Source organism: Pseudomonas sp. 21LCFQ02, assembly GCF_024129895.2.
Taxonomy (GTDB): Bacteria; Pseudomonadota; Gammaproteobacteria; order Pseudomonadales; family Pseudomonadaceae; genus Aquipseudomonas.
This window is the reverse complement of the sequence record NZ_CM178749.1, coordinates 2,851,229-2,872,001: the sequence shown is the minus strand read 5'-3', so window position 1 is coordinate 2,872,001 and position 20,773 is coordinate 2,851,229. Positions and strand designations below refer to the sequence as shown.

The following is a 20,773-nucleotide window of genomic DNA, read 5'->3' as shown; positions in this document are numbered from 1 at the left end:
CGATGCCGCATATAATGCCCGGTTCTTGTAGTGCTGCCGGGCTGAACCTGCGGCCCGAAACCGGATGTGCCTCAATGTTACGAATCAACGAACTCAAGCTGCCCCTCGATCACCCTGATGAAGAGCTGCGTACCGCCCTGGTCCAGCGTCTGGGTATCACCGACAGCGACCTGCTGGATTTCACAGTATTCAAGCGCAGTTATGATGCGCGCAAGAAATCCACCGAGCTGTTCTTCATCTACACCCTGGACTTCAAGGTCCGCGACGAAGCAGCGCTGCTGGACAAACTGGCCAACGACCGGCAGATCGGTCCGGCGCCAGATGTCAGCTATAAGTTCGTCGGCCACGCCCCACAAGGTTTCGATCGCCGTCCGGTGGTCATCGGTTTCGGCCCGTGCGGTATCTTTGCCGGTCTGCTGCTGGCCCAGATGGGCTTCAAACCGATCGTGCTGGAGCGCGGCAAGGAAGTCCGCCAGCGCACCAAAGACACTTGGGGTCTGTGGCGCAAAAGCATCCTCAACACCGAGTCCAACGTGCAATTTGGCGAAGGCGGCGCCGGCACGTTCTCCGATGGCAAGCTGTACAGCCAGATCAAGGACCCGTTGTTTCATGGTCGCAAAGTGCTGCATGAGTTCGTCAAGGCCGGTGCGCCGGACGAAATTCTGTATGTCAGCAAACCGCACATCGGCACCTTCCGCCTGACCGGCATGGTCGAGAACATGCGCGCCGAAATCATCGCGCTGGGCGGCGAGGTGCGTTTCGAGCACAAGGTCACTGACCTGCTGATCGAAGACGGCCAGCTACAAGGTGTCGAACTGGCCAACGGCGAGCGCATCGACTCGCAACATGTGGTGCTGGCGCTGGGTCACAGCGCCCGTGACACCTTCCGCATGCTGCACGGGCGGGGCGTGTACATGGAAGCCAAGCCGTTTTCGGTAGGTTTTCGGATCGAACACCCGCAGACCCTGATCGACCAGGCGCGGCTGGGCAAGTATGCCGGCCACCCGAAACTGGGTGCGGCCGACTACAAGCTGGTGTATCACGCCAGCAACAACCGTTCGGTATACAGCTTCTGCATGTGCCCGGGCGGCACGGTGGTGGCAGCCACTTCCGAACCGAACCGCGTCGTGACCAACGGCATGAGCCAGTATTCGCGCAACGAGCGCAATGCCAACTCCGGCCTGGTGGTGGGCATCGACCCCGAGCGTGACTACCCCGGCGGACCACTGGCGGGCATCGAGTTCCAGGAGCGCCTGGAGTCGCTGGCCTATGAGCTGGGCGGCAGCAACTATGAAGCCCCGGCGCAACTGGTCGGTGATTTCATTGCCGGCAAGGCGTCCACCGCACTGGGCAGCGTCGAGCCGTCCTACAAGCCCGGCGTGAAACTGGTGGACTTGGCCCAGGCCCTGCCGGCTTTCGCCATCGATGCGATCCGCGAGGCGTTGCCGGTGTTCGATCGGCAGATCAAAGGCTACGCCCTGCATGACGCCGTGCTCACCGGGCTTGAAACCCGCACCTCGGCGCCGGTGCGCATCACCCGTGGCAAAGACATGCAGAGCCTCAACGTCAAGGGGCTGTACCCGGCGGGTGAAGGCGCAGGCTATGCCGGCGGCATTCTGTCGGCAGGTGTGGACGGTATCCGCATTGCCGAAGCGGTAGCGCGAGATCTGCTGGGCATCGCTGATTGATGACAGGCGGCTGGGCGGTCCTCCGCTCAGCCGCGACCAACGATAATTTACAGAAACGTCCTACAGTATTAAGAGACGCTTCCACCACAGAATCTGTGGGGGGCCCGTTAAACTTTTCGCAACTCCGGACACCCCCGTAGCTGTGCAAAATGCTGGCGCAACGCCCGCTGTTACGAACCCGGTGTCTTTTCTTCCCTCTGGAGAGCGATCCGGCCCATGCGCACTACGATCATCCGTTTCTTTCAACTCGAAGCCGCCGGTGGCCTGCTGCTGATCGCCGCCGCTGCCGCGGCGCTGATCATCAACAATTCGCCACTGTCCTGGCTGTACAATGCCTTTCTCGAGGCCCCGGTAGTCGCCCAGATCGGCAGCCTGCAAATCGCCAAGCCGGCATTGCTATGGATCAATGACGGGCTGATGGCGCTGTTCTTTCTGGTCATTGGCCTGGAGGTCAAACGCGAGATCCTCGAGGGCCATCTTTCCAACCCTGCACAGATCATCCTGCCCGGCGCGGCCGCCATCGGCGGCATGGTCGTGCCAGCCGCCATCTACGTGCTGCTCAATATGAACAACAGCACGGCATTGGGCGGCTGGGCAATCCCCATGGCCACTGATATTGCCTTCGCGCTTGGCGTGCTGGCGCTGCTCGGCAAGCGCGTGCCGTTGTCGCTCAAACTGTTTCTCATGACCCTGGCGATCATCGACGATCTGGGCGCGATCATCGTCATCGCGCTGTTCTATTCAGGTGAACTGTCGCACTTGGCGCTGGGCCTGGCGGCGCTGTCATTGCTGACGCTGATCATCCTCAATCGCCTGGGCGTCGTGCGTCTGGCGCCTTACCTGCTGGTTGGCCTGGTGCTGTGGGTGTGCGTGCTCAAAAGCGGTGTACACGCGACCCTGGCCGGGGTCGCCCTGGCAATGTGTATTCCGCTGCGCACCCAGGCCGGTGAAGACTCGCCGCTGTTGAGCCTGGAGCACGGGCTGCACCCCTGGGTGGCGTTCGCCATCCTGCCGCTGTTTGCCTTCGCCAATGCCGGCGTGCCATTGGCCGGGTTAAGCCTGGAAAGCTTCACCCACCCGGTATCGATGGGCATCAGCGCCGGGCTGTTGCTGGGCAAGACCCTTGGGGTATTCGGCCTGACCTGGCTGGTGGTGGCTTGTGGGCTGGCGAAGTTACCGAGCGAGGCTAACTGGGGTCAGGTACTGGGCGTGTCGATCCTGTGCGGGATTGGCTTCACCATGAGCCTGTTTGTTGGCTCACTGGCCTTCGTGCCGGGTGTCAGCCCGTTTGCCGGTGTGGACCGAATGGGCATTCTGACGGGCTCATTGCTGGCCGCGCTGATTGGCTATGCGGTAATGGCCATGGCCAGCGCCAAGCGCTGACAGCCCGAGTTGAGTGGCCGCTACACAAGGCTGCAGCGCCACTCATCAAGTTCAGGCCAGCCGCCGCGCCCAGAACGGACGCTCACGGTGACGTACCGGGCCCGCATAGGTGGCCGCCAGATGAGTAAAGTAACGGTCCTGGACCTGCTGCATTTCGGACCAATAGGCGTGCGCAGCAAGGTCGTTGCCTTGCAGATAGCCTTCAATGGCGCTGGCCGCACTGTCAGCCGACGCCAGCGTGTGGAATAAACCTTGCGACGACAGCGGATCGAAAGCCAGCACAGCGTCACCGACCGCGTAGAAGCCTGGCCGCTGCGCGCACCCGCTCAAGTCCAGCGCCACACTGCCTGCCGGGCAGACATGAGTCTGCGCAGCCCCGACATCTGGCGGCAGCACCGCCGCCAACAGCGGCAGACGCCGGGCGCGTTCGAGCAACACCCTGGCGTTACGCAACTCACGCAGTGCCGGATCATCGGCATCCAGATGACAGGCCAGCACCCGTTCACCTGACGGCACACGCACGCTGTACCACCAGCCATCCTGGTCTGCACAAGTGCGGGTACTGCGGTCGACATCGTCCACCTGCGCCGCCAACAGAACATGTACACACACCAGATCATCCGCCGCCTGCCTGCGCAAACCCAGGCTGCGGCACAGCGCTGCATTGCGCCCGGTGGCATCGACGACCACCCTGGCGCGATGCTGCGCCCCCGAATGCTCATCAGCCAGTTGCCAATGCGTGCCATCGTGCTGCACCTCAAGCCGCCCGCGCACCGTAGCGTTTGCAGCCCCCGCTTGGTGCGCAGCGTCGCGCAGCATGGCATCAAAACGCATGCGGTCCAGATGCCAGCCTGGACCTGCCGGGTCGCGCAAGGCGTCGAACCAGACCGGCTCGACGCTATCCCAGACAGAGACACTGGCACAGCGCTCGGCATGGCCGTCAGCCAGGAACCGCTCCAGCAGGTTTTGCCGCCGTAACAGTACGGCAGCCGAACCTGGAAGTGATTCACCGATGCGCCATGTCTGCGCCGTGCGCGTAGAGCCAGACGGCAATTCACGATCCACCACAAGCACCCGATGCCGCCCGGCCAGTCGACGCGCCAGCGCCGAGCCCGCAGGCCCGGCGCCGCACACGATAACGTCCCAGTGCTGTTGAGGTGCGCACCGTGCTGGCTGAATCACACCCTCGGCGTCCCGGCGATGAGCATTTCACGGATGTCGTGATCAACCAGCTCCTGCGCTTCGGAACTCAAATCATCGCCACCGCGATCCTCGACCTGCATCACATCCGGGAAGTCCGGATCGTTGAGGTCTTTATAACGAACCTCGACAATGCCCTGGCGATCAAAGTGATCCACCATCGTCTGCAGTGGATCCGTGATCCCCAGAGTACGGTTCCAGTCAGAACGCTCATTGAAGGCCCGCAGCCGCTCTTCCTTGCTCAGGCTGGCATCCACAACCTTGCGGTAGTTATCGGCACTGAGGACCTGGTTGGGCACCCGCGCCGGCCAGAAGGTCGGCAAGTGCGGATCATATTGCTTGTCGTAGCCGGAGCGGCAACTGGCGGTATCGGTCTGCCATGGCACCGCCATCCAGCGCGTGATCGAGCCCGGGAACTGCGCATACAGTGGGCCATTGTAGGAAGCCACGCTGGTCGGCGTCAGGTTGGCTCCGTAGTCAGGCTCGGGATTGTCGGCACTGCGGTGACGCCAGCGGTAGGGTTCCATGTACATGGTCGCGTGGCGCACTGGCCAGGTCACTTCACAACCGGGGTGAAATGCATCGGCCAGACAGAATTCCAGCGCGGCACGGTCGAGCGTGGCCGGTTGCTGCTGCAACGGGATCTTGTCGAATTCATACTCCGGAACGTGCTTGGGATCGTAATCGGCAATGAATTTGCCCTCTGCCCAGCGATCCAGCAAAGCCAACTGCGTCGTGCTCAGTGCATTCATCGCACGCGGCGACAGCGGCATCGGCACATTCATCGCATCACCGTAAACCCACGGCCATGGCTTCATCGAAATATCGCCATCTTCCGGGTTACGGAAACTGTTTGCCACCGTGCGGCGCAGTTCGGCATAGGTCTCGCCCGGCTGCGACAGCTTGTGCAAATAGTCCGGTGCCAGGAAATGTTGCGCCATGCCATGGCCGAAGCCGGCCGCAAAGCCGCTGTTCATCCATTGCAGATCACACATGGCCTTGAAGATCGGCAGGATATCATCGCGGAACGAGGGATGCAGCGGAGCTGGCAATTGCCCTGCCTGGACCGCCAGATCAGTCATCAGCGCATAGAGGGTGCGCACTGACTTCTGCTGAGGTCCGTAGTTGGGTGGCGCTACGACCACCCAGGCCGGGGCGACCTCCAGTTCGCGTCCGTCCAGTCGCACGCGGGCGGTCACCGGACCGTCGCTGGTATCGTCGTACCAGCCATCATTGTTGGCGAAGGTTACCGGTGCCTTGCCGTCGCAGGAGCCGGATTTGCCATGACCGCCGAACACTTGCAACCGGCCATGGGCGTCGGTGCGCAGTTCGCCCAGCGGGACCTCGGTGTCAAAAAACTTGCCGCCGCCAAAGCGGTACTCATCACCCTGCGCATTCGGCGACTTGATCGTCCGTGCCCCCGGCAAGATCGACAGCGCACTGCGTTGCGGGGCTTTCACGTCAGCGTTGCGCCGGGTCGGCGCCAAGCTTGCAGCCTCAGGAATGTCCAGCGCCAGTTCGAAGTTGTACCAGGCAGCCTTGTGGTTGGCGAGTTCCACCGTCCACTCGACCTGTACCTCCTTGTCCATATACAGCTCGCGGACCACTTTGCCCTGTGCGTCATAGCCGTAGATCCGAAATTGCGCGACCTCGCGCTTCAGCGCGCCGGTGCTATCGCGATAAAACCCGGCTGGCTGCGGCTTGGGTTCGACGACCTGCGGTCCGATATAAAACTCGTCCTTTGAATTACCGACCCGTGCAATGCCAATGGACGGGTGAATCTTTGCGTAAACGATATCCTTGTCGCCACTTCTGTCGCCCATTTCGTTTTCCCTTGAAAGAAAAGTCACCATCCGATGTAGGTTTGGCACAGCGAGTAAAGCACAGTAAAAGCATAATGCCATCAACCTTACATTCGAACGTGCGGGCTGGCGGGAAAACAATCTGGCGGGCAAAAAAAACCCGATCACAGTGGATCGGGTTGTTTTTTTGTGAAGCGGATCAAGCTGCGATCAGTGGGTCACCCGGCTGGTGCCGTTGACGGTCATCACCCGGACCCGGTCGCCCACCCGGAATATCTCGTTTTCCTGCACCTGCTGAACATAGGCGCGCATGCTGCCGTCGTCTTCGCGTACGGTGATTTCGACGCCCTGGGTGCGGGTCAGGCCCTCTTCGGTCATCGAGCCGAGCAGGCCGCCGGCGACCGCACCGATCACCGCCGCAACCACACTGCCGCGTCCACCGCCGATAGCGCTGCCGCCCACCCCACCGACCACCGCACCTGCACCGGCGCCAATCGGGGTTTTGGTGCCTTCGATCTTCACCGGACGCAAGGCCTGGACAACCCCCAAGCGTACAGTCTGCACCGCCCGCGCTTCGTCACGCGAGTAGGAATCGCCAGTGAGGTTCGAGGTACAGCCGCCCAGTGTCAACGCCATCGCAGCGAACGAAGCAGCCAGCAATACAGATTTGCGCATGAGGGTATCTCCTGAAGATCGAGTAACCATTAGACTCCCGGCCAGCGATGCCGTCACGACCAGGCAGGCTGCATATCGAGTTCATTCAGGCGCCATACAGACAGGCGCCGAGTGATATTCAGACGGCTGCGGCGGGAGATAATTCAGTTGCGATCCTACGGAGCCAGCCGCTCACGAATCCAGCCATCATTTGTTAAACGATAGTTCAAACGGTCATGCAGGCGACTCGGACGCCCCTGCCAGAACTCGATCCGGTCGGGCACCAGACGGTAGCCGCCCCAATGTGCAGGGCATTGCGGCTGGCTATCAGCGAAGCGCTGTTCAGTGGCGTGCAGCAGTTGCTCAAGCTCGGCGCGGTCGGCAATGACCCTGCTTTGCGGCGACGCCCAAGCCCCCAGCCGGCTGCCCAGCGGACGGACCTGGTAATAATCATCGGACTCTTGCGCGGTGACCTTCGCCACTCGCCCTTCGATGCGTACCTGACGTTCCAGGGTCGGCCAGAAAAAGGTCATGGCGGCAAACGGCTGCCCGGCCATCTGTTGGCCCTTGGCGCTGTCATAGTTGGTGAAAAAGGTGAAGCCCTGACTGTCCAGAGCCTTGAGCAGCAGCACCCGACAATGCGGGCGACCGTCGGCGTCCACCGTTGCCAGGGTCATGGCATTGGCTTCCACCGGCGCCTGTTCGGTCTTCACCGCTTCAGCGAACCATTGATCAAACAGGGCAAAGGGTTCATCCGGCGCCTGGGCTTCGGTCAGACCGTCGCGGGCGTAGTCACGGCGCATATCGGCCAGGGATGAGGTCATGGGCGGTGCTCCTTCAAGGCTTTGCTGAGCCGGGCAGTTAAGCATAACAGCCCGGCACAGGACAGCTTGAAGCGCTGGCGACCTGCTGGCGGTCAATGTTGGCCGCCAGCAGGTCGCCGCTCAGGTCAGTTGCTGGCCTGGGCGTCGGTCTTCTTGGCGACAGCCTTGGCAGGCTCGGCCTTTTTCGCAGTGTCTTTCTTGGCCGCTTCTTTCTTGGCTGGCGCTGCCTTTTTGGCGGTTTCTTTCTTGGCCGGTGCGGCCTTTTTAGCGGTGTCTTTCTTGGCTGGGGCAGCTTTTTTGGCCGGCGCTGGAGCGGCAGCCGCCGGTTTGACGTCCTGTACCGCGACCAGCGTTGGCGCGACCGCCGGTACGTCATAGCGGCTCATCAGCGCGCGCATGGTGTCTTGGCGGGTCAGCAGGATTTCGACGCGGCGGTTCAGGGCACGGCCCTGGGTGCTGTCGTTGGCGGCACGCGGCATCACCGCGCCCATGCCGCGCTGGCTCAGGCGGTTACGTTCCAGGCCGCTGAGGCGGAAGATTGCTGCGACCGACTGGGCACGCTCCTGGCTGATCTTCTGGTTGGTTTCTTTGGCACCGCTGGTGTCGGCGTGACCGAGAATCAGCACGGCAGTCTTGGCATCGCCCTCGACGGCCTTGGCCAGACGGGTAATCGGACCCAGGGTCACCGGCAGCAGCATGGCCGGCCGATCCGGGTTGAACGAGGAGTCGACCGGGGCGGTGATGACCAGCAGGTCGTCACGGCGCTCGAACTGGAAATTGCTGTCTTTGATGGCGGTGCGCACCCGCGGCTCGTACTCGTCCAGCCAGGCCTGGGTCAGCTTTGGATCCGGCATCGGCAAGACCTTGGCTTCTTGCGTGGCTTGCTTGCTGTCACTGGAACCGAACGGCCACCACCAGCGGCTGTCGGTCTCGGACTTGGCCACCATGGACGGTGCAGGCTTGGCAGCGGGTTTGTCCTCGGGCTTGCTGGCAACCTTGTCGGCCGCCGCGTCAGCTTTGCCATCGGCAGCAGCTTCGGAGCCAAACGGCCAGTACCATGGGCTGGAGGCGTCAGCCGCAGCATCGGTTTTCGGGGTCTGGGCGCAACCGGTCAGGGCGGCGATGCACAAAGCGATGGCAAGAGTTCTTTTCGAGGACATGGACGACCTACAACGAAAGTGGCAGACAAAAGGACGCGAGCAACGTCGTATAACACGCATCAAGACAGAGTGGAAAAAGAAACCGTTCTACGGTTGGCTTTTACCAGAGAAACTGACAATCGGTATTAAACAAGCACTTATGAGCAATACTTACTGCAAAGACTCACGCAGTATACCCGCCAGTTTCTGGGCACGGGGGTCCATTAGCACGTACGGGCCCAAGGTACTGGTGACAAAGCCAAAGGCCACGTCGTAATCGGGATCGGCAAAGCCCACCGAACCGCCCGCCCCCGGATGACCGAACGCCCTGGGGCCCAGGCCATAAGTGGCATTGGCGACCGTCGGTTGATCGAGCATGCAGCCCAGCCCAAACCGGGTAGAGGTCAGCAGGGTCTTGTCCTGGCCCAGGCTGTGCTCACGGGTCATCTGACCGAGCAGCTCCGATTCGAGCAGGCTGCCGTCAAGCAAACCGCTGTAGAAACCGGCCAGGCTGCGGGCATTGCCATGACCATTCGCCGCCGGTTGCTGGAAGCGCCGCCACTCAGGTTTGTTGGTACTGGTCAGGATAGAGGGCGGGTTGGTGAAGGCCTTGCAGGTAATCGACTGCGGTTCGCGCATCGTGGCTTGCAGCAGGCGCTGCGCGGCTTCGTCACCGGCGTTGCCTTTGCCACGCGCGATGTGCGCAACACGGTGAAACTCTTCATCGGCCAGGCCGATATGAAAATCCAGCCCCAGCGGTTTGGCGACACGGCCGACGATGGCATCACCCGGCTCGCGGCCATCGGCGCGGCGCAGCATCTCGCCCACCAGCCAGCCGTAGGTGATTGCCGCATAGCCATGGCCCTGCCCCGGCGTCCACCACGGAGTTTCGGCCGCCAGAGCGCCGGTCATGGTGTCCCACTGATACAGCGCTTCGGCCGGCAGCAGGTCACGCAGCGCCGGCAGACCGGCCTGATGACAGAGCAACTGACGCAGGGTAATGGTGTCTTTGCCGGCAGCGGCGAACTCGGGCCACAAACGCGCGACCGGCTCGTCGAGGCGCAGCTTGCCTTCGTCTACCAGTTGCAATGCAGCGACTGCCGCCCATGGCTTGGTGCAGGAAAACAGGTTGGCGATGGTATCGCTGTGCCAGGCCTCGCTGCCGCTCTGGTCAGCCGTGCCGGCCCACAGATCGACGACGGTTTCGCCACCGATCTGGATGCATAGCGCAGCGCCACGCTCCTGAGGATCGTCGAACAGTGCGGCAAACGCCTCACGTACGGCTTCGAATTCAAGCTGGAAATGACCCTGGATCTGCAACGCTTGGCTCCTGGCTGGCGGTTTCGCGGCGGGCTCAGCCGCGCCTGTCAAATGTCGGTGCGTATTGTTTCAGCGATCAGGGCCGTTGTGAACCGCGCTTCATGAAATCTCGCGATGAAAGGGTGGCAAGGCATTGAGGATGGCTTTTCCGTAACGCTGGGTCACCAGGCGCCGGTCGAGCAAGGTAATGGTGCCTCGATCAGACTCGGTGCGCAGCAAGCGGCCACAGGCCTGAATCAGTTTCAGCGAGGCGTCGGGCACGGAAATCTCCATGAACGGGTTGCCACCACGGGCTTCGATCCACTCGGCCAGTGCCGCCTCAACCGGGTCGTCCGGTACCGAAAAAGGAATCTTGGCGATCACCACGTGCTCACAGTACGCCCCCGGCAAGTCGACCCCTTCGGCAAAACTCGCCAGGCCGAACAGCACGCTGGACTCGCCGCCGTCGACCCGCGCCTTGTGCTTGTTGAGGGTTTCCTGCTTGGACAGGTTGCCCTGGATGAACACCTGCTTGCGCCAGTCGCGGTCCAGGCCGTCGAACACGTCCTGCATCTGCCGCCGCGACGAGAACAGCACCAGGCTGCCCTTGGAGCCTTCGACCAGCTCCGGCAGGTCACGGATGATCGCCGCGGTATGCTCGGCGGCATTGCGCGGGTCGGCCTTGAGGTCCGGGACCCGCAATACACCGGCGTCGGCATGGTGAAACGGGCTGGGCACTACCGCTGTCACGGCATCTCTGGGCAGGCCGGAGCGCATCCGGTAACGGTCGAACTTGCCCAGCGCGGTCAGGGTTGCGGAGGTGACCAGCGCGGCATGGGCGACATTCCAGAGGTTGCGGCGCAACATCTCAGCGGCCAGGATCGGGCTGGCATTGACCTCAATATCGAACATCGCGCCACTCTCGGCCAGGCTCAGCCAGCGCGCCATGGGCGGGCTTTCGTCCGGGTCTTCGGCCGTGAAGGCGGTCCACAGCTCCCAGTTGCCCTGGGCACGGGCCAGCAGGGCACCGAACAGGGGATACCATTCTTCGGCCTGATGGCTGGCGATGCCGATATTCACCTCGCCGTCCATGCCCTCCTTGAGCAGGTCAGCCAGGCGGGTAAACAGGTCGTTGAGCCGCGAGAAGCCCTTTTTCAGCTCGATGCCGATGTCGCGGATATGCTCGGGAATCACCCCACCGACGAAGCGGTGGCGCGGCCGTTCGCGGCCTTCGGTGTCTTCACCGGCACGAAAGTCCGCCAGTTGCTCGCAGGCCGCAAACATGAACTGCTGCTGGTTTTTCACTTCACGGGCCAGCTCCGGCACCTGCTCGATATAACGCCCCAGGTCGCCCGGCAGCGGATTCTGGGCCAGTAACTTGGTGAGGTTCTTGGCGGTCTGTTCCAGCCAGTCGGCGGTGGAGCGCAGCCGCGTGTAATGGGCGAAGTGGCCGATGGCTTTGTCGGGCAGGTGGTGACCTTCGTCGAACACATAGACGGTATCGCGCGGGTCGGGCAAGACCGCACCACCGCCCAGCGCCAGGTCGGCAAGGACCATATCGTGGTTGGTGACGATTACATCGACCTTGCCCATGCCTTCGCGGGCCTTGTAGAAGGCGCACTGCTGAAAGTTCGGACAATGGCGGCTGGTGCACTGGCTATGGTCGGTGGTCAGCCGCGACCAGGTCAGGTCGTCGAGTTCCTGGGGCCAGCTGTCGCGGTCGCCGTCCCATTTGTTGCCAGCCAGTTTCTGCAGCATGCTGTTGAACAGCTTCTGGCTGACTTCATCGACCTCGATCTTGAAGCCCTCTTCCTCGAACAACTGGGCAGTGGCGCTGTTCTGGTTACCCTCCTGCAACAGCAGGTCGAGCTTGGACAGGCACATGTAGCGACCACGCCCCTTGGCCAGAGCAAAGCTGAAGCTAAGGCCGCTGTTGCGCATCAGGTCGGGCAAATCCTTGAAAACGATTTGCTCCTGCAACGCCACGGTAGCGGTGGCGATCACCAGCCGCTTGCCGGCCGCCTTGGCCGCCGGAATCGAGGCAATGGCATACGCGACGGTCTTGCCGGTGCCGGTTCCGGCCTCCACTGCAACCACCGCCGGGTCCCCGCTACGCCGCCCTTCATCGTCGGTCGCGACATCGCCCAACACCTTGGCGACCTCCGCGATCATCAGGCGCTGGCCGTAACGAGGCTTGAGGCTCTTGGCTTCGAGGAAGCGCGAATAGGCGCCCTGGATCTGGGCTTTGAGTTCGGTGCTGATCATTGGCTCGGGATACGGCAAAAGGCTGGATAAATTTTCAGTGTTTCAAAGTGGGCGCTATCATAGCGCGCTAATGCCATCTGCGCTGAACGCATCGCAGCAAATGCATCGTCAGCGGTCGGACAAATCGCCATCAGGAGCCTTCATGAGCGTATCAACTCTTGCCTACACCCTGCATGTTCTGGCGGCCCTGGTCTGGGTCGGCGGCATGTTCTTCGCCTGGATGATTCTGCGCCCGGCAATCATTGCAGCACTTGAGGGTCCCCTGCGCCTGAGATTATGGGTCCAGGTGTTTCCGCGATTTTTTACCTGGGTGTGGCTCGCCATCGTGATCTTGCCGGTTACCGGGGTGGTGTTTGCCCGCCTGAACTACCCGAGCCTGGAGCTGGCGCCGCGTTATGTGCAGGCGATGATGGGCCTGTATGTGGTGATGGTCGCGGTGTTTCTACGCATTCATTCGTTACAGTTGCCCGAGCTGCGTCAGGCGGTGCAAGCCGAACAGTGGGCCGAAGGCGCCGGGGTGCTGGGGCGCATCCGCCGGCTGGTGGGTATCAATCTGTTGATCGGCCTGGCGGTGGTAGCGCTTGCCGCAGCGCGGCCGGCGCTGTGGTCATAGGTCGACGCAGCCGCCCAGGCGGCGCCGGTCAGAAACGCTGTACGTTCACCACCCCGGCAGGTCCTGCGGCACCCGCCTGCCCCGCCGCTCCGGCGGTGCCGGCCTTGCCGCCATCGGCGCGGTAGACGATGCAGCCCTTGGACTCACCGCCTTTGCCTGGTTTACCGCCTTCACCGGCCGCACCACCGGCACCGCCGTCGACGTTAACCTTGACGCGCTCGGCAGCAAAGCCCAGCGGCAGCTCCAGACGCACCTGGCCGCCCGCGGCGCCATCATGGCCATTACCACCGGCATCACCGTCATAACCCCGCCCGGCACTGCCCCAGGTGCAACCCGGTGGCTGGCCGTTGGCACCGTCCAGGCCCACGTAGCCTGGCGCGCCGGTACCGCCACGGGCATCCACCGAGAGTTCCTCAGCCTGCAATGCCTGAATACGCAAGGTCAGGTTGCGTCCCGGTGTCGGCGCTTTCTGATAAGTGCCCGGCGCACCGCGTGCCGTGATCTGGCTGCCGGTGCCCAGTTGCGCCGTGCCGATCAGCACGTTCAGTGGCTGGCTGCCAGGGACGATCGCGATCCGGGCTTCGTGGCCGAGCAGCAGTTGTTCGACCTTCAGGTCTGTGACCCCGCCGGGAACCAGCAAGGTGCCGTAATCGGCCACTTCCAGGCGCTGAACCTGCAAGACGGTGCCACTGGCCGGCAGGCGCAACAGCGAATGGGACTGCACCTGAATGTCCTGGGCCATGGCCAGGGGGCTGCACAGGGTGGCAAGCAACAGGAATTTACGCATGACGGGCCTCGACGCGTGGACGGCCGATGGCCTGGAGATGAAAGATACCGAATACAAGAATCTTGCCGCGATCGCGCCAGGGCTGGGCGCGGCCACGCAGGCTGGCATTGAACAGCACCAGCTCCAACAGATGGGTCAGCAGGATCAGGCAACCTGCCATGTCGATTACCACGTCAAAGGGACCGGGAGCACCAACCAGCAGGTTGATCAGCACCACTGCCCAGAACCCCAGCATCAACACTTTTCCCAACCCCCAGAACAGCTTCATTTCAGGCCCCTGATCATGTCGTGTATGCAAACGCTTGGCTTTCGCATCATATGTGCAGCGCGCACAGTAACGCCAAGCCAGCACACAATGCCAGTGACGACAGGTAAATGCAGGGGGCAGAGCAGATAACCGGCCCGGCAACAGTCGCCGGACCGGTACAGGGAGCGGTGGATCAGCGGTTGATTTTCACTTCAACGCGGCGGTTCAGCGCGCGACCTTCAGCGGTCTTGTTGTCCGCGACAGGACGCGACTCGCCTTCCCCGGACACCGACACGAACGAGGCACGTGGCACGCCCGAACTGATCAGGTAATCGGTTACCGAATGCGCACGACGCTCAGAGAGCTTCTGGTTATAGGCATCGCTGCCGACGCTGTCAGTGTGGCCAGTGACGCGCAGTTGCACGGTAGCGGCTTCCTGACGCAGACGGCTGGCAACCACGTCCAGATTGGTGCGGTCGGAAGCGGTCAGGCGCGCCGAGTCGAATTCGAACAGCACTTCCTTGTTGATGTTGATCACCTCTTCACGCGGCAGTGGCGCTGGCGCAGCGGGAATCGGCTCAGGTGCAGGCGCGGCCACGATCGGGCAACCGGTGGCATCGACCGGCGTGCCGCGCGGAGTATCCGGGCACTTGTCGCGGCTGTTCGGTACGCCGTCACCATCATCGTCGCCGTCGCCATGCACCCAGCAATAAGCACCGGCCATCACGCCCACTGCGCCGCCGAGGCTGGCCGCCACCGCTGCGGTCTGGAACGCCCCCACCGCCGCGCCACCGAGGAAGCCGCCAGCGGCACATTTTGGCCAGTCTTCTTTCTGCAAGCCCGCACAACCGGTCAGCACACTGCTCACCAGGATCAAAGGTACCGCTGTCCTAAGCATATTCATTGTTCTGCACTCCCGAGGGGCGGCCGGTTTGCCGCGGAGGTTTTTTGCGACGGCACTTTGCCAGTGCGCTACCGTTTGTCCTTTGCGAAATCGAGAAGGTTCACCGCCGCGGCACAATTAAATTGCCCGCCGAACCGGCGTTTGGTCCCCTGCCACACTGGGTATCGTCGCAAAGGTCCAGACTAGACGATGTGCAGGCATACGGCGAAAAGCCATTTCCCTTACCGGCCGATCCAGTAAACTTTCAGGCCTTGCCCGTTGCCGATAACGCTACGCTTGCACAGTCAAGAGGAACGATGATGACCGCTGCTTTCTCCACCCGCACACCGCAACAGGCGCTGGCCGCCCTGCTCGACCGCTACGCCCCGCAACGCCTGCTGCTGATCGGCAGCGAAACGTTCCCGGCCCTGCAGGCTTTTCGTGAGGCGCACCCGGACACCGAACTGGCCGTCGCCGCGCCCGGGCAACTGCCGACCGAACTGGCCGCCCAACGCTTCGACCTGGCGCTGGTGGTCGATTGCCTTGAACACATCCCGCGGCGCGACGGCCTGCAATTGCTTGGCGGCATCCGCAACCTCAACGCCAGCCGCATCGCGGTGCTGGCTGACCTGCAGGCCTGCGGCTGGCAGGAAACCGACTTCTTCGCCCTGGCCCTGCAAGCCAGCGAACGCTTCAGCCGCGATGAACAGGTGCTGACGCTGTTTACTTACGATTTGCGTGAATACAAACAGGTGCCCGACTGGCTGAATGCCAAGTTCTGGGCCAACCCGGAAAATTTTGGCAAGTACTGGTGGTGATGCATGAGTAGTGCAAGTTGCCCCTGCGGCAGCGGGGATCTGTTGCTGGCCTGCTGCGGCCGCTTTCATGCCGGCCAGCCGGCACCCTGCGCGGAAAAGCTGATGCGTTCGCGCTACAGCGCCTATGTCTTGAGCCAGGTGGATTACCTGCTCGACACCACGCTGCCGGCCCAACAACATGCGCTGGACCGCAACGCCATCGCCCAGTGGAGCGCGCACAGCACCTGGCTGGGCCTGGAGGTGGAAGACACCGAGGTGCTGGGCGGCAAGCCGGAACACGCATTCGTGACCTTCACCGCACGCTGGCACGATGAACACGGCGAACACAGCCACCGCGAACGCTCGGCCTTTGTACAGAATCAGGGGCGCTGGTACTTCATCGACCCCACCGTGCCGCTCAAGCCGGGTCGTAACGATAACTGCCCGTGCGGCAGCGGGCAGAAATTCAAGAAATGCTGCGCCGGCTACCTGCTGTAGGAACGGCTTGCTCAGAGCAGCTTGAGGTGTGAAGTGTCCGGCGCGGGCCTGGCCTGGGGCTGCTTGTGCTGGCCCATGTCACTGCCAGCCGGCGCCAGAGTGATACCGGACAGGTCCAGTCGCGGCGCCTGCGGTGCTGGTTTGGCATCTTGCAGGTCGCTGCCGACCTCGGCCAGCGGCAGGTCGGGGGCATCGACATCGACGAATGCCGCCATGTACAGGTCGCGGGGCGTGACCTGCAACCGCCCGTCACCCGGCTTGGGCTTTTTCAGCCAGGTTGGCGCATCCGGCGGCGGCGCCAGTTCCACTTCTTCGATGCGCGGATGCATATCCACCACCTCGGCCAACGCACCGGCACGCTCCAGCGTCGCCCGGTACTTTTCGGCGGCCTGAGCGTCGAGGTTGTTCTTCAGAACCAGCCGGCGTCCGGAGAACAACAGCGCCATGCGTTGCTCGTCGGCCTGGAACAACCGCGCCAGATTGGCCTTGACCTTGTCTGGCTGGGCACCTGCTACCAGCCGACCGCTGAAGACGATTTCGTAAAGACTCATCACTGCCTCTCTTCAAGCCTGTATCCAAAGTATGGCGCAGGCTTGTCCGCACGAACAACCTGATGGCCTACACTCTGCCAATACCCTCGCCCCTGACGGTCATCGGCATGACACTGACATTCCCACGACTCTGGCTGCTGGCCCTGCTGCTCGGCACCTTGAGCGGATGCTCGAGCGGGTGGGGTTCACGTGCCTGGCAGCCACCACAACTGCGCCTGCTCAAGGTTGAGACCGTCAAAGTGCAGCTATTGCAGCAAGACTTCAAACTGCATTTCGAGGTCGACAACCCCAATGACTCACGCCTTCTGGTGCGCGGTTTGCGCTACAAAATCATGCTGGGTGAGCTGATCCTGGCCGAAGATCAGGTCACCGACTGGTTTCTGGTCGCCGGGCACAGCCATGAAATCTTCGTGGTGCCGGTGCGTACCAACCTGTGGCGCCACGCCAAACCAATTGCCCAGAAGCTCAAGCAGCGCGGGCAACCGATCCCTTATCGCCTTGAGGGCAAACTCAAGACTGGTCTGTTGTTTCGCGACAGCGTGCGTATTGGGGTCGACGGCGAGATATAATGGCCGCCGATTCAATTTTGGAGCACACCCCGATGAACCAGCCCCACGTCCATGGTCCTGACTGCAACCACGACCACGACCATCATCACCACGAGCACGACGGTCATGTCCATGGCCCGCACTGCAACCACGGCCACCAGGAGCCGGTGCGCAATGCGCTGAAAGACGTTGGCCGCAACGACCCTTGCCCGTGCGGCAGCGACAAGAAATTCAAGAAGTGCCACGGCGCCTGATCGCCAAGCACACCTGACGGCCTGCCTTGCAGGCCGTTTTCATTTGCAGGCCGGTCCTGTGCCGGAGTACAACGACGTCTTCGGGTAAACCGCATGGAGCTGTCAATGATCGACCTGCACTACTGGACCACCCCCAACGGCCACAAGATCACTCTGTTTCTTGAAGAAACCGGCCTTGAACACCGGATCATCCCGGTCAATATCGGCAACAACGAGCAGTTCGAGCCGTCATTTCTGAAGATCGCCCCCAACAACCGCATTCCGGCCATTGTCGACCACACCCCGGCCGACGGCGGCGAGCCGCTGAGCCTGTTCGAGTCAGGCGCCATTTTGCAGTACCTGGCAGAAAAGACCGGCCGGTTCCTGCCTGCCGATTTGCGCGGTCGCCAGGAAACCCTGCAATGGCTGTATTGGCAGATGGGCGGCCTGGGGCCGATGGCCGGGCAGAATCACCATTTCAACCGCTTTGCACCGCAGCAAGTGCCCTACGCCATCAAGCGCTATGTGGACGAAACCGCGCGGCTGTATGGTGTGCTGGACAAGCGCCTGGCCGACCGTGAGTTTGTGGCCGGCGACCAGTACAGCATTGCCGACATGGCCATCTACCCGTGGATCGTGCCGCACAGTTTCCAGCAGCAGAACCTGGATGATTTCCCGAACCTCAAGCGCTGGTTCCATGCCATCGAAGCTCGCCCGGCGACCCAGCGGGCCTATGCGCTGGCTGCGCGGATCAACCCGCCCAAATAAACCAGCATGTAGCGCCCTGAAAATATTCCTCCCCTCCCGGCTTGCGTAGCGCCTGCCCGCTCACTAACGTAACAACTTTTTGCAGTTGCCACGCCGCCGGAGTTTCGCCATGGCCTCGCCCGCCCGTTCACGTTTGTCTTCCCGATTTGGTTTTGCCGCCGCGACCGCCGGTTTTCTCGGCCTTGCCGGCTGCCAGTTGGGCGGTGAGGATGCCTCGACCCTGCTGCCGTCTGCCGGCACTGTGGCCATCAAGGGTCTGGAACAAAACGTATCGATCCGCCGCAATCCGCAAGGCATGGCGCTGATCGAAAGCCACTCGTTCCACGATGCGTTGTTCAGCCTGGGCTACCTGCATGCCGGTGAACGGGTCGGGCAGATGCTCGGCATGCGTCTGCTGGCTCAGGGACGGTTGGCCGAGGTGGTCGGTGCCGAAGCGCTGCCGGTGGACCGGCTGATGCGCGCTGCCAACCTCAAGCGCAGCGCCAGCGAGCTGTACAAGGGTTCATCGCCGCGCCTGCAGAAATTCTTCGAGGTCTACGCCCGTGGCGTCAACGCCTACCTGTTCCGTTATCGCGACAAGCTGCCGGGCGACCTGGCCAGCGCCGGTTATCGGCTGGAGTACTGGCAGCCGGAAGACTCGGCGCTGATTTTCAGCCTGCTGAGCTTCAACCTGTCAGTCAACCTGCAACAAGAACTCTCAGCGCTGGTGCTTAACCAGAAGGTTGGCGCTGACAAACTCGCCTGGCTGCTGCCAAGCGCACCTGACGAAGCGATCGCGTTTGCCGAGGCCGACAAGCTCAAGGGCTTGAGCCTGGCCGGTCAGGGCAAGGAACTGAACGACTTGAACCGCGTGGCCCTGCAATTGGCCGACCTCAACCTGCTGGGCAATGCCGCCTCCAGCAATTGGGCCATCGCCCCGCTACGCAGCCGCAGCGGCAAAAGCCTGCTGGTCAGCGAGCTGCAAGTGCCATCGGGCGCCGCATCCGGCTGGAGCCTGGTGCAGATCAACGCGCCCAAGTATCAGGCCTCCGGGGTCACCATCGCCGGCCTGCCGCTGTTTCTCAGTGGGTTCAACGGCAAACTGGCCTGGAGCATGGGCAACCTCAAGGGCGACAATCAGGACCTGTTTCTGGAGAAACTCAAGCGCGAGAACAATCGCCTGATGTACCTGGCCGACGGCAAATGGCAACCGGCTGTGAGTCATCAGGAAACCTTCATGGTCAAGGGCAGCCAGCCGGTGCGCGAAACCGTCTACAGCACCCGCCACGGCACGCTGTTGCAGGCCGGGGAGTCCGCCAGCGCATTGGGCGTGGCGTTGCAGATCCCGGACTTCAAGGACGACAAGAGCCTTGATGCGCTGTTTAACCTGTCGCGCGCCAACAACGTCGAACGCGGTTTTGATGCCAGCCGGGAAATCCGCGCCATTGGCCTGAACATGGTATTTGCCGACGCCAGCAACGTCGCCTGGCAGGTCACCGGGCGTTACCCGAACCGCCGTGATGGCCAGGGCCTGTTGCCGTCACCGGGCTGGGACAGCCGTTACGACTGGGACGGCTTTGCCGATGCCATGCTCCACCCTTACGACCAGGATCCGCGTCAGGGCTGGCTAGGCACCGCCAACAACCGCGTAGCCCCCAAAGGCTACGGCATGCAGTTGTCCAACACCTGGGGCTACCCGGAGCGCGCCGAACGCCTCGCGGAACTGGCCAACGCCGGCAAGCAGGACCTGCGCAGCAGCATCGCCGCGCAATACGACCAGCGCACCCTGTTTGCCGCCAAACTCAAAGCTATGTTCGAAGCACCGGGCATGGCCAAGCCGCTCAAGCAGGCCATTGAGGCCCTGCCCGACGCTGAGCGCGGCAAAGCCCGCGAAGCCTACAGCCGGTTGATGGCCTTCGACGGTAACCTGACCGCAGGTTCTGCCGACGCTGCCATCTACCAATTGTTCCTGCAAGAAAGTGCCCGGCTGACCTTTCAGGATGAACTCGGCGGCGCCGACAGCCCGGCCTGGCAAGCTTTGGTGGCGAATGCCCGTTCGTCGTGGTCGGCGCAGGCCGACCACCTGCTGGGCCGCGACGACAGCCCGTTCTGGGACGACCTCAAAACCCCGCAAAAAGAAGACAAACCAGCGATCCTGGCGCGCAGCCTGGCTGCAGCCATCAGCGCCGGTGAAAGCCAATTGGGCAGCGACCGTAAAGCCTGGCAATGGGGCAAGCTGCACCGCTATGACTGGGCCCCGTCGCGTAACCCGCTGGCCCGCCACCTGGGTGGCGAAGGCCAGTTCCAGCGCAGCCCGGTGCCTGCAGGTGGCGACCACAGCAGCCTCAACCCTGCGGCCTACGCCTGGGGCCAGAGCTTCGACGTACTGCCAAGCGCCAGCCTGCGCATGATCGTTGATTTCAGTCAGGCCGAGCCGTTGCAAGCGGTGGTCAGCAGCGGCCAGTCCGGCAACCCGGCCAGCCCGTTCTATGCCAACAGCATTGATGCCTGGCTCAAGGCGCAGTACAGCATCCTGCCGGTGCAGCAGCAGAACTACGAGCGCGGCTATGGCAAGCAACGCCTGACCCTGACTCCAGGCAAGTAACCGACCGCCC

20 protein-coding genes are annotated in these 20,773 nt (G+C 62.5%); 9 read left to right on the top strand and 11 right to left on the bottom strand.

The window, feature by feature from the left end:
* Positions 1-74 precede the first annotated feature (74 nt).
* On the top strand, positions 75-1,688 hold the full coding sequence (locus NJC40_RS12765) for an NAD(P)/FAD-dependent oxidoreductase (RefSeq protein WP_253139010.1): 1,614 nt from the start codon (positions 75-77) through the stop codon (positions 1,686-1,688).
* A 216-nt stretch (positions 1,689-1,904) separates the two neighbouring features.
* Positions 1,905-3,071, top strand: coding sequence for a Na+/H+ antiporter NhaA (gene nhaA / locus NJC40_RS12760; RefSeq protein WP_253139013.1), 1,167 nt, complete (start codon positions 1,905-1,907; stop codon positions 3,069-3,071).
* Positions 3,072-3,122: 51 nt separating this feature from the next.
* On the opposite strand, the gene NJC40_RS12755 is transcribed toward nhaA, so the two are convergent.
* From NJC40_RS12755 to dinG, 7 genes are all read right to left on the bottom strand, one after another.
* Positions 3,123-4,253: an NAD(P)/FAD-dependent oxidoreductase gene (locus NJC40_RS12755; protein ID WP_253139016.1), complete on the bottom strand. Its 1,131-nt coding sequence runs from the start codon at positions 4,251-4,253 to the stop codon at positions 3,123-3,125.
* Positions 4,250-6,094, bottom strand: a complete 1,845-nt coding sequence (locus tag NJC40_RS12750) for a LodA/GoxA family CTQ-dependent oxidase (RefSeq protein WP_253139033.1) — start codon at positions 6,092-6,094, stop codon at positions 4,250-4,252. The genes NJC40_RS12755 and NJC40_RS12750 overlap by 4 nt, the downstream gene beginning before the upstream one ends.
* 189 nt (positions 6,095-6,283) lie before the next feature.
* Positions 6,284-6,748 carry an outer membrane lipoprotein gene (locus NJC40_RS12745; RefSeq protein ID WP_253113499.1) on the bottom strand — a complete coding sequence of 155 codons (465 nt, stop codon included), beginning with the start codon at positions 6,746-6,748 and terminating at the stop codon, positions 6,284-6,286.
* 155 nt (positions 6,749-6,903) lie between these two features.
* Complete coding sequence (pdxH, locus tag NJC40_RS12740) at positions 6,904-7,551, bottom strand: pyridoxamine 5'-phosphate oxidase (protein WP_253139036.1); 648 nt, start codon at positions 7,549-7,551, stop codon at positions 6,904-6,906.
* 125 nt (positions 7,552-7,676) lie between these two features.
* Positions 7,677-8,711: an OmpA family protein gene (locus tag NJC40_RS12735; RefSeq protein WP_257105478.1), complete on the bottom strand. Its 1,035-nt coding sequence runs from the start codon at positions 8,709-8,711 to the stop codon at positions 7,677-7,679.
* Between the two features lie 150 nt (positions 8,712-8,861).
* Positions 8,862-10,010, bottom strand: coding sequence for a serine hydrolase domain-containing protein (locus NJC40_RS12730; protein ID WP_253139042.1), 1,149 nt, complete (start codon positions 10,008-10,010; stop codon positions 8,862-8,864).
* A 99-nt stretch (positions 10,011-10,109) separates the two neighbouring features.
* Positions 10,110-12,254 carry an ATP-dependent DNA helicase DinG gene (dinG, locus tag NJC40_RS12725; RefSeq protein ID WP_045488493.1) on the bottom strand — a complete coding sequence of 715 codons (2,145 nt, stop codon included), beginning with the start codon at positions 12,252-12,254 and terminating at the stop codon, positions 10,110-10,112.
* Positions 12,255-12,396: 142 nt separating this feature from the next.
* Here dinG and NJC40_RS12720 point away from each other — a divergent pair, with 142 nt between their 5' ends.
* Positions 12,397-12,867, top strand: coding sequence for a CopD family protein (locus tag NJC40_RS12720; RefSeq protein ID WP_045488491.1), 471 nt, complete (start codon positions 12,397-12,399; stop codon positions 12,865-12,867).
* A 28-nt stretch (positions 12,868-12,895) separates the two neighbouring features.
* On the opposite strand, the gene NJC40_RS12715 is transcribed toward NJC40_RS12720, so the two are convergent.
* From NJC40_RS12715 to NJC40_RS12705, 3 genes are all read right to left on the bottom strand, one after another.
* Positions 12,896-13,654, bottom strand: a complete 759-nt coding sequence (locus tag NJC40_RS12715) for a collagen-like protein (RefSeq protein WP_253139045.1) — start codon at positions 13,652-13,654, stop codon at positions 12,896-12,898.
* Positions 13,647-13,922 (bottom strand): DUF1145 domain-containing protein, encoded by a 276-nt coding sequence (locus NJC40_RS12710; protein ID WP_045488487.1) that lies wholly within the window; start codon positions 13,920-13,922, stop codon positions 13,647-13,649. Before NJC40_RS12710 ends, NJC40_RS12715 begins: the two co-directional genes overlap by 8 nt.
* A gap of 172 nt (positions 13,923-14,094) precedes the next feature.
* On the bottom strand, positions 14,095-14,805 hold the full coding sequence (locus NJC40_RS12705; RefSeq protein WP_045488485.1) for a PA1041 family peptidoglycan-binding anchor lipoprotein: 711 nt from the start codon (positions 14,803-14,805) through the stop codon (positions 14,095-14,097).
* Between the two features lie 299 nt (positions 14,806-15,104).
* Between NJC40_RS12705 and NJC40_RS12700 the strand changes: the two genes are divergently transcribed.
* Positions 15,105-15,602, top strand: a complete 498-nt coding sequence (locus NJC40_RS12700) for a DUF6231 family protein (RefSeq protein WP_045488483.1) — start codon at positions 15,105-15,107, stop codon at positions 15,600-15,602.
* A gap of 3 nt (positions 15,603-15,605) precedes the next feature.
* The gene (locus tag NJC40_RS12695) at positions 15,606-16,079 is read left to right on the top strand and encodes a YchJ family protein (RefSeq protein ID WP_045488481.1); all 474 of its coding nucleotides are present in this window, start codon (positions 15,606-15,608) and stop codon (positions 16,077-16,079) included.
* An 11-nt stretch (positions 16,080-16,090) separates the two neighbouring features.
* Here NJC40_RS12695 and NJC40_RS12690 read toward each other — a convergent pair whose 3' ends face one another.
* Positions 16,091-16,630: a hypothetical protein gene (locus NJC40_RS12690; protein ID WP_045488479.1), complete on the bottom strand. Its 540-nt coding sequence runs from the start codon at positions 16,628-16,630 to the stop codon at positions 16,091-16,093.
* 107 nt (positions 16,631-16,737) lie between these two features.
* On the opposite strand from NJC40_RS12690, the gene NJC40_RS12685 reads away from it, so the two are divergent.
* From NJC40_RS12685 to NJC40_RS12670, 4 genes are all read left to right on the top strand, one after another.
* Positions 16,738-17,199 (top strand): LEA/WHy family protein, encoded by a 462-nt coding sequence (locus tag NJC40_RS12685; RefSeq protein WP_045488476.1) that lies wholly within the window; start codon positions 16,738-16,740, stop codon positions 17,197-17,199.
* A 32-nt stretch (positions 17,200-17,231) separates the two neighbouring features.
* Positions 17,232-17,432, top strand: coding sequence for an SEC-C metal-binding domain-containing protein (locus NJC40_RS12680; RefSeq protein WP_084710242.1), 201 nt, complete (start codon positions 17,232-17,234; stop codon positions 17,430-17,432).
* 105 nt (positions 17,433-17,537) lie between these two features.
* Complete coding sequence (locus tag NJC40_RS12675; RefSeq protein WP_045488474.1) at positions 17,538-18,179, top strand: glutathione binding-like protein; 642 nt, start codon at positions 17,538-17,540, stop codon at positions 18,177-18,179.
* Between the two features lie 109 nt (positions 18,180-18,288).
* Positions 18,289-20,763 carry a penicillin acylase family protein gene (locus NJC40_RS12670; protein WP_253139048.1) on the top strand — a complete coding sequence of 825 codons (2,475 nt, stop codon included), beginning with the start codon at positions 18,289-18,291 and terminating at the stop codon, positions 20,761-20,763.
* Positions 20,764-20,773: the final 10 nt, after the last annotated feature.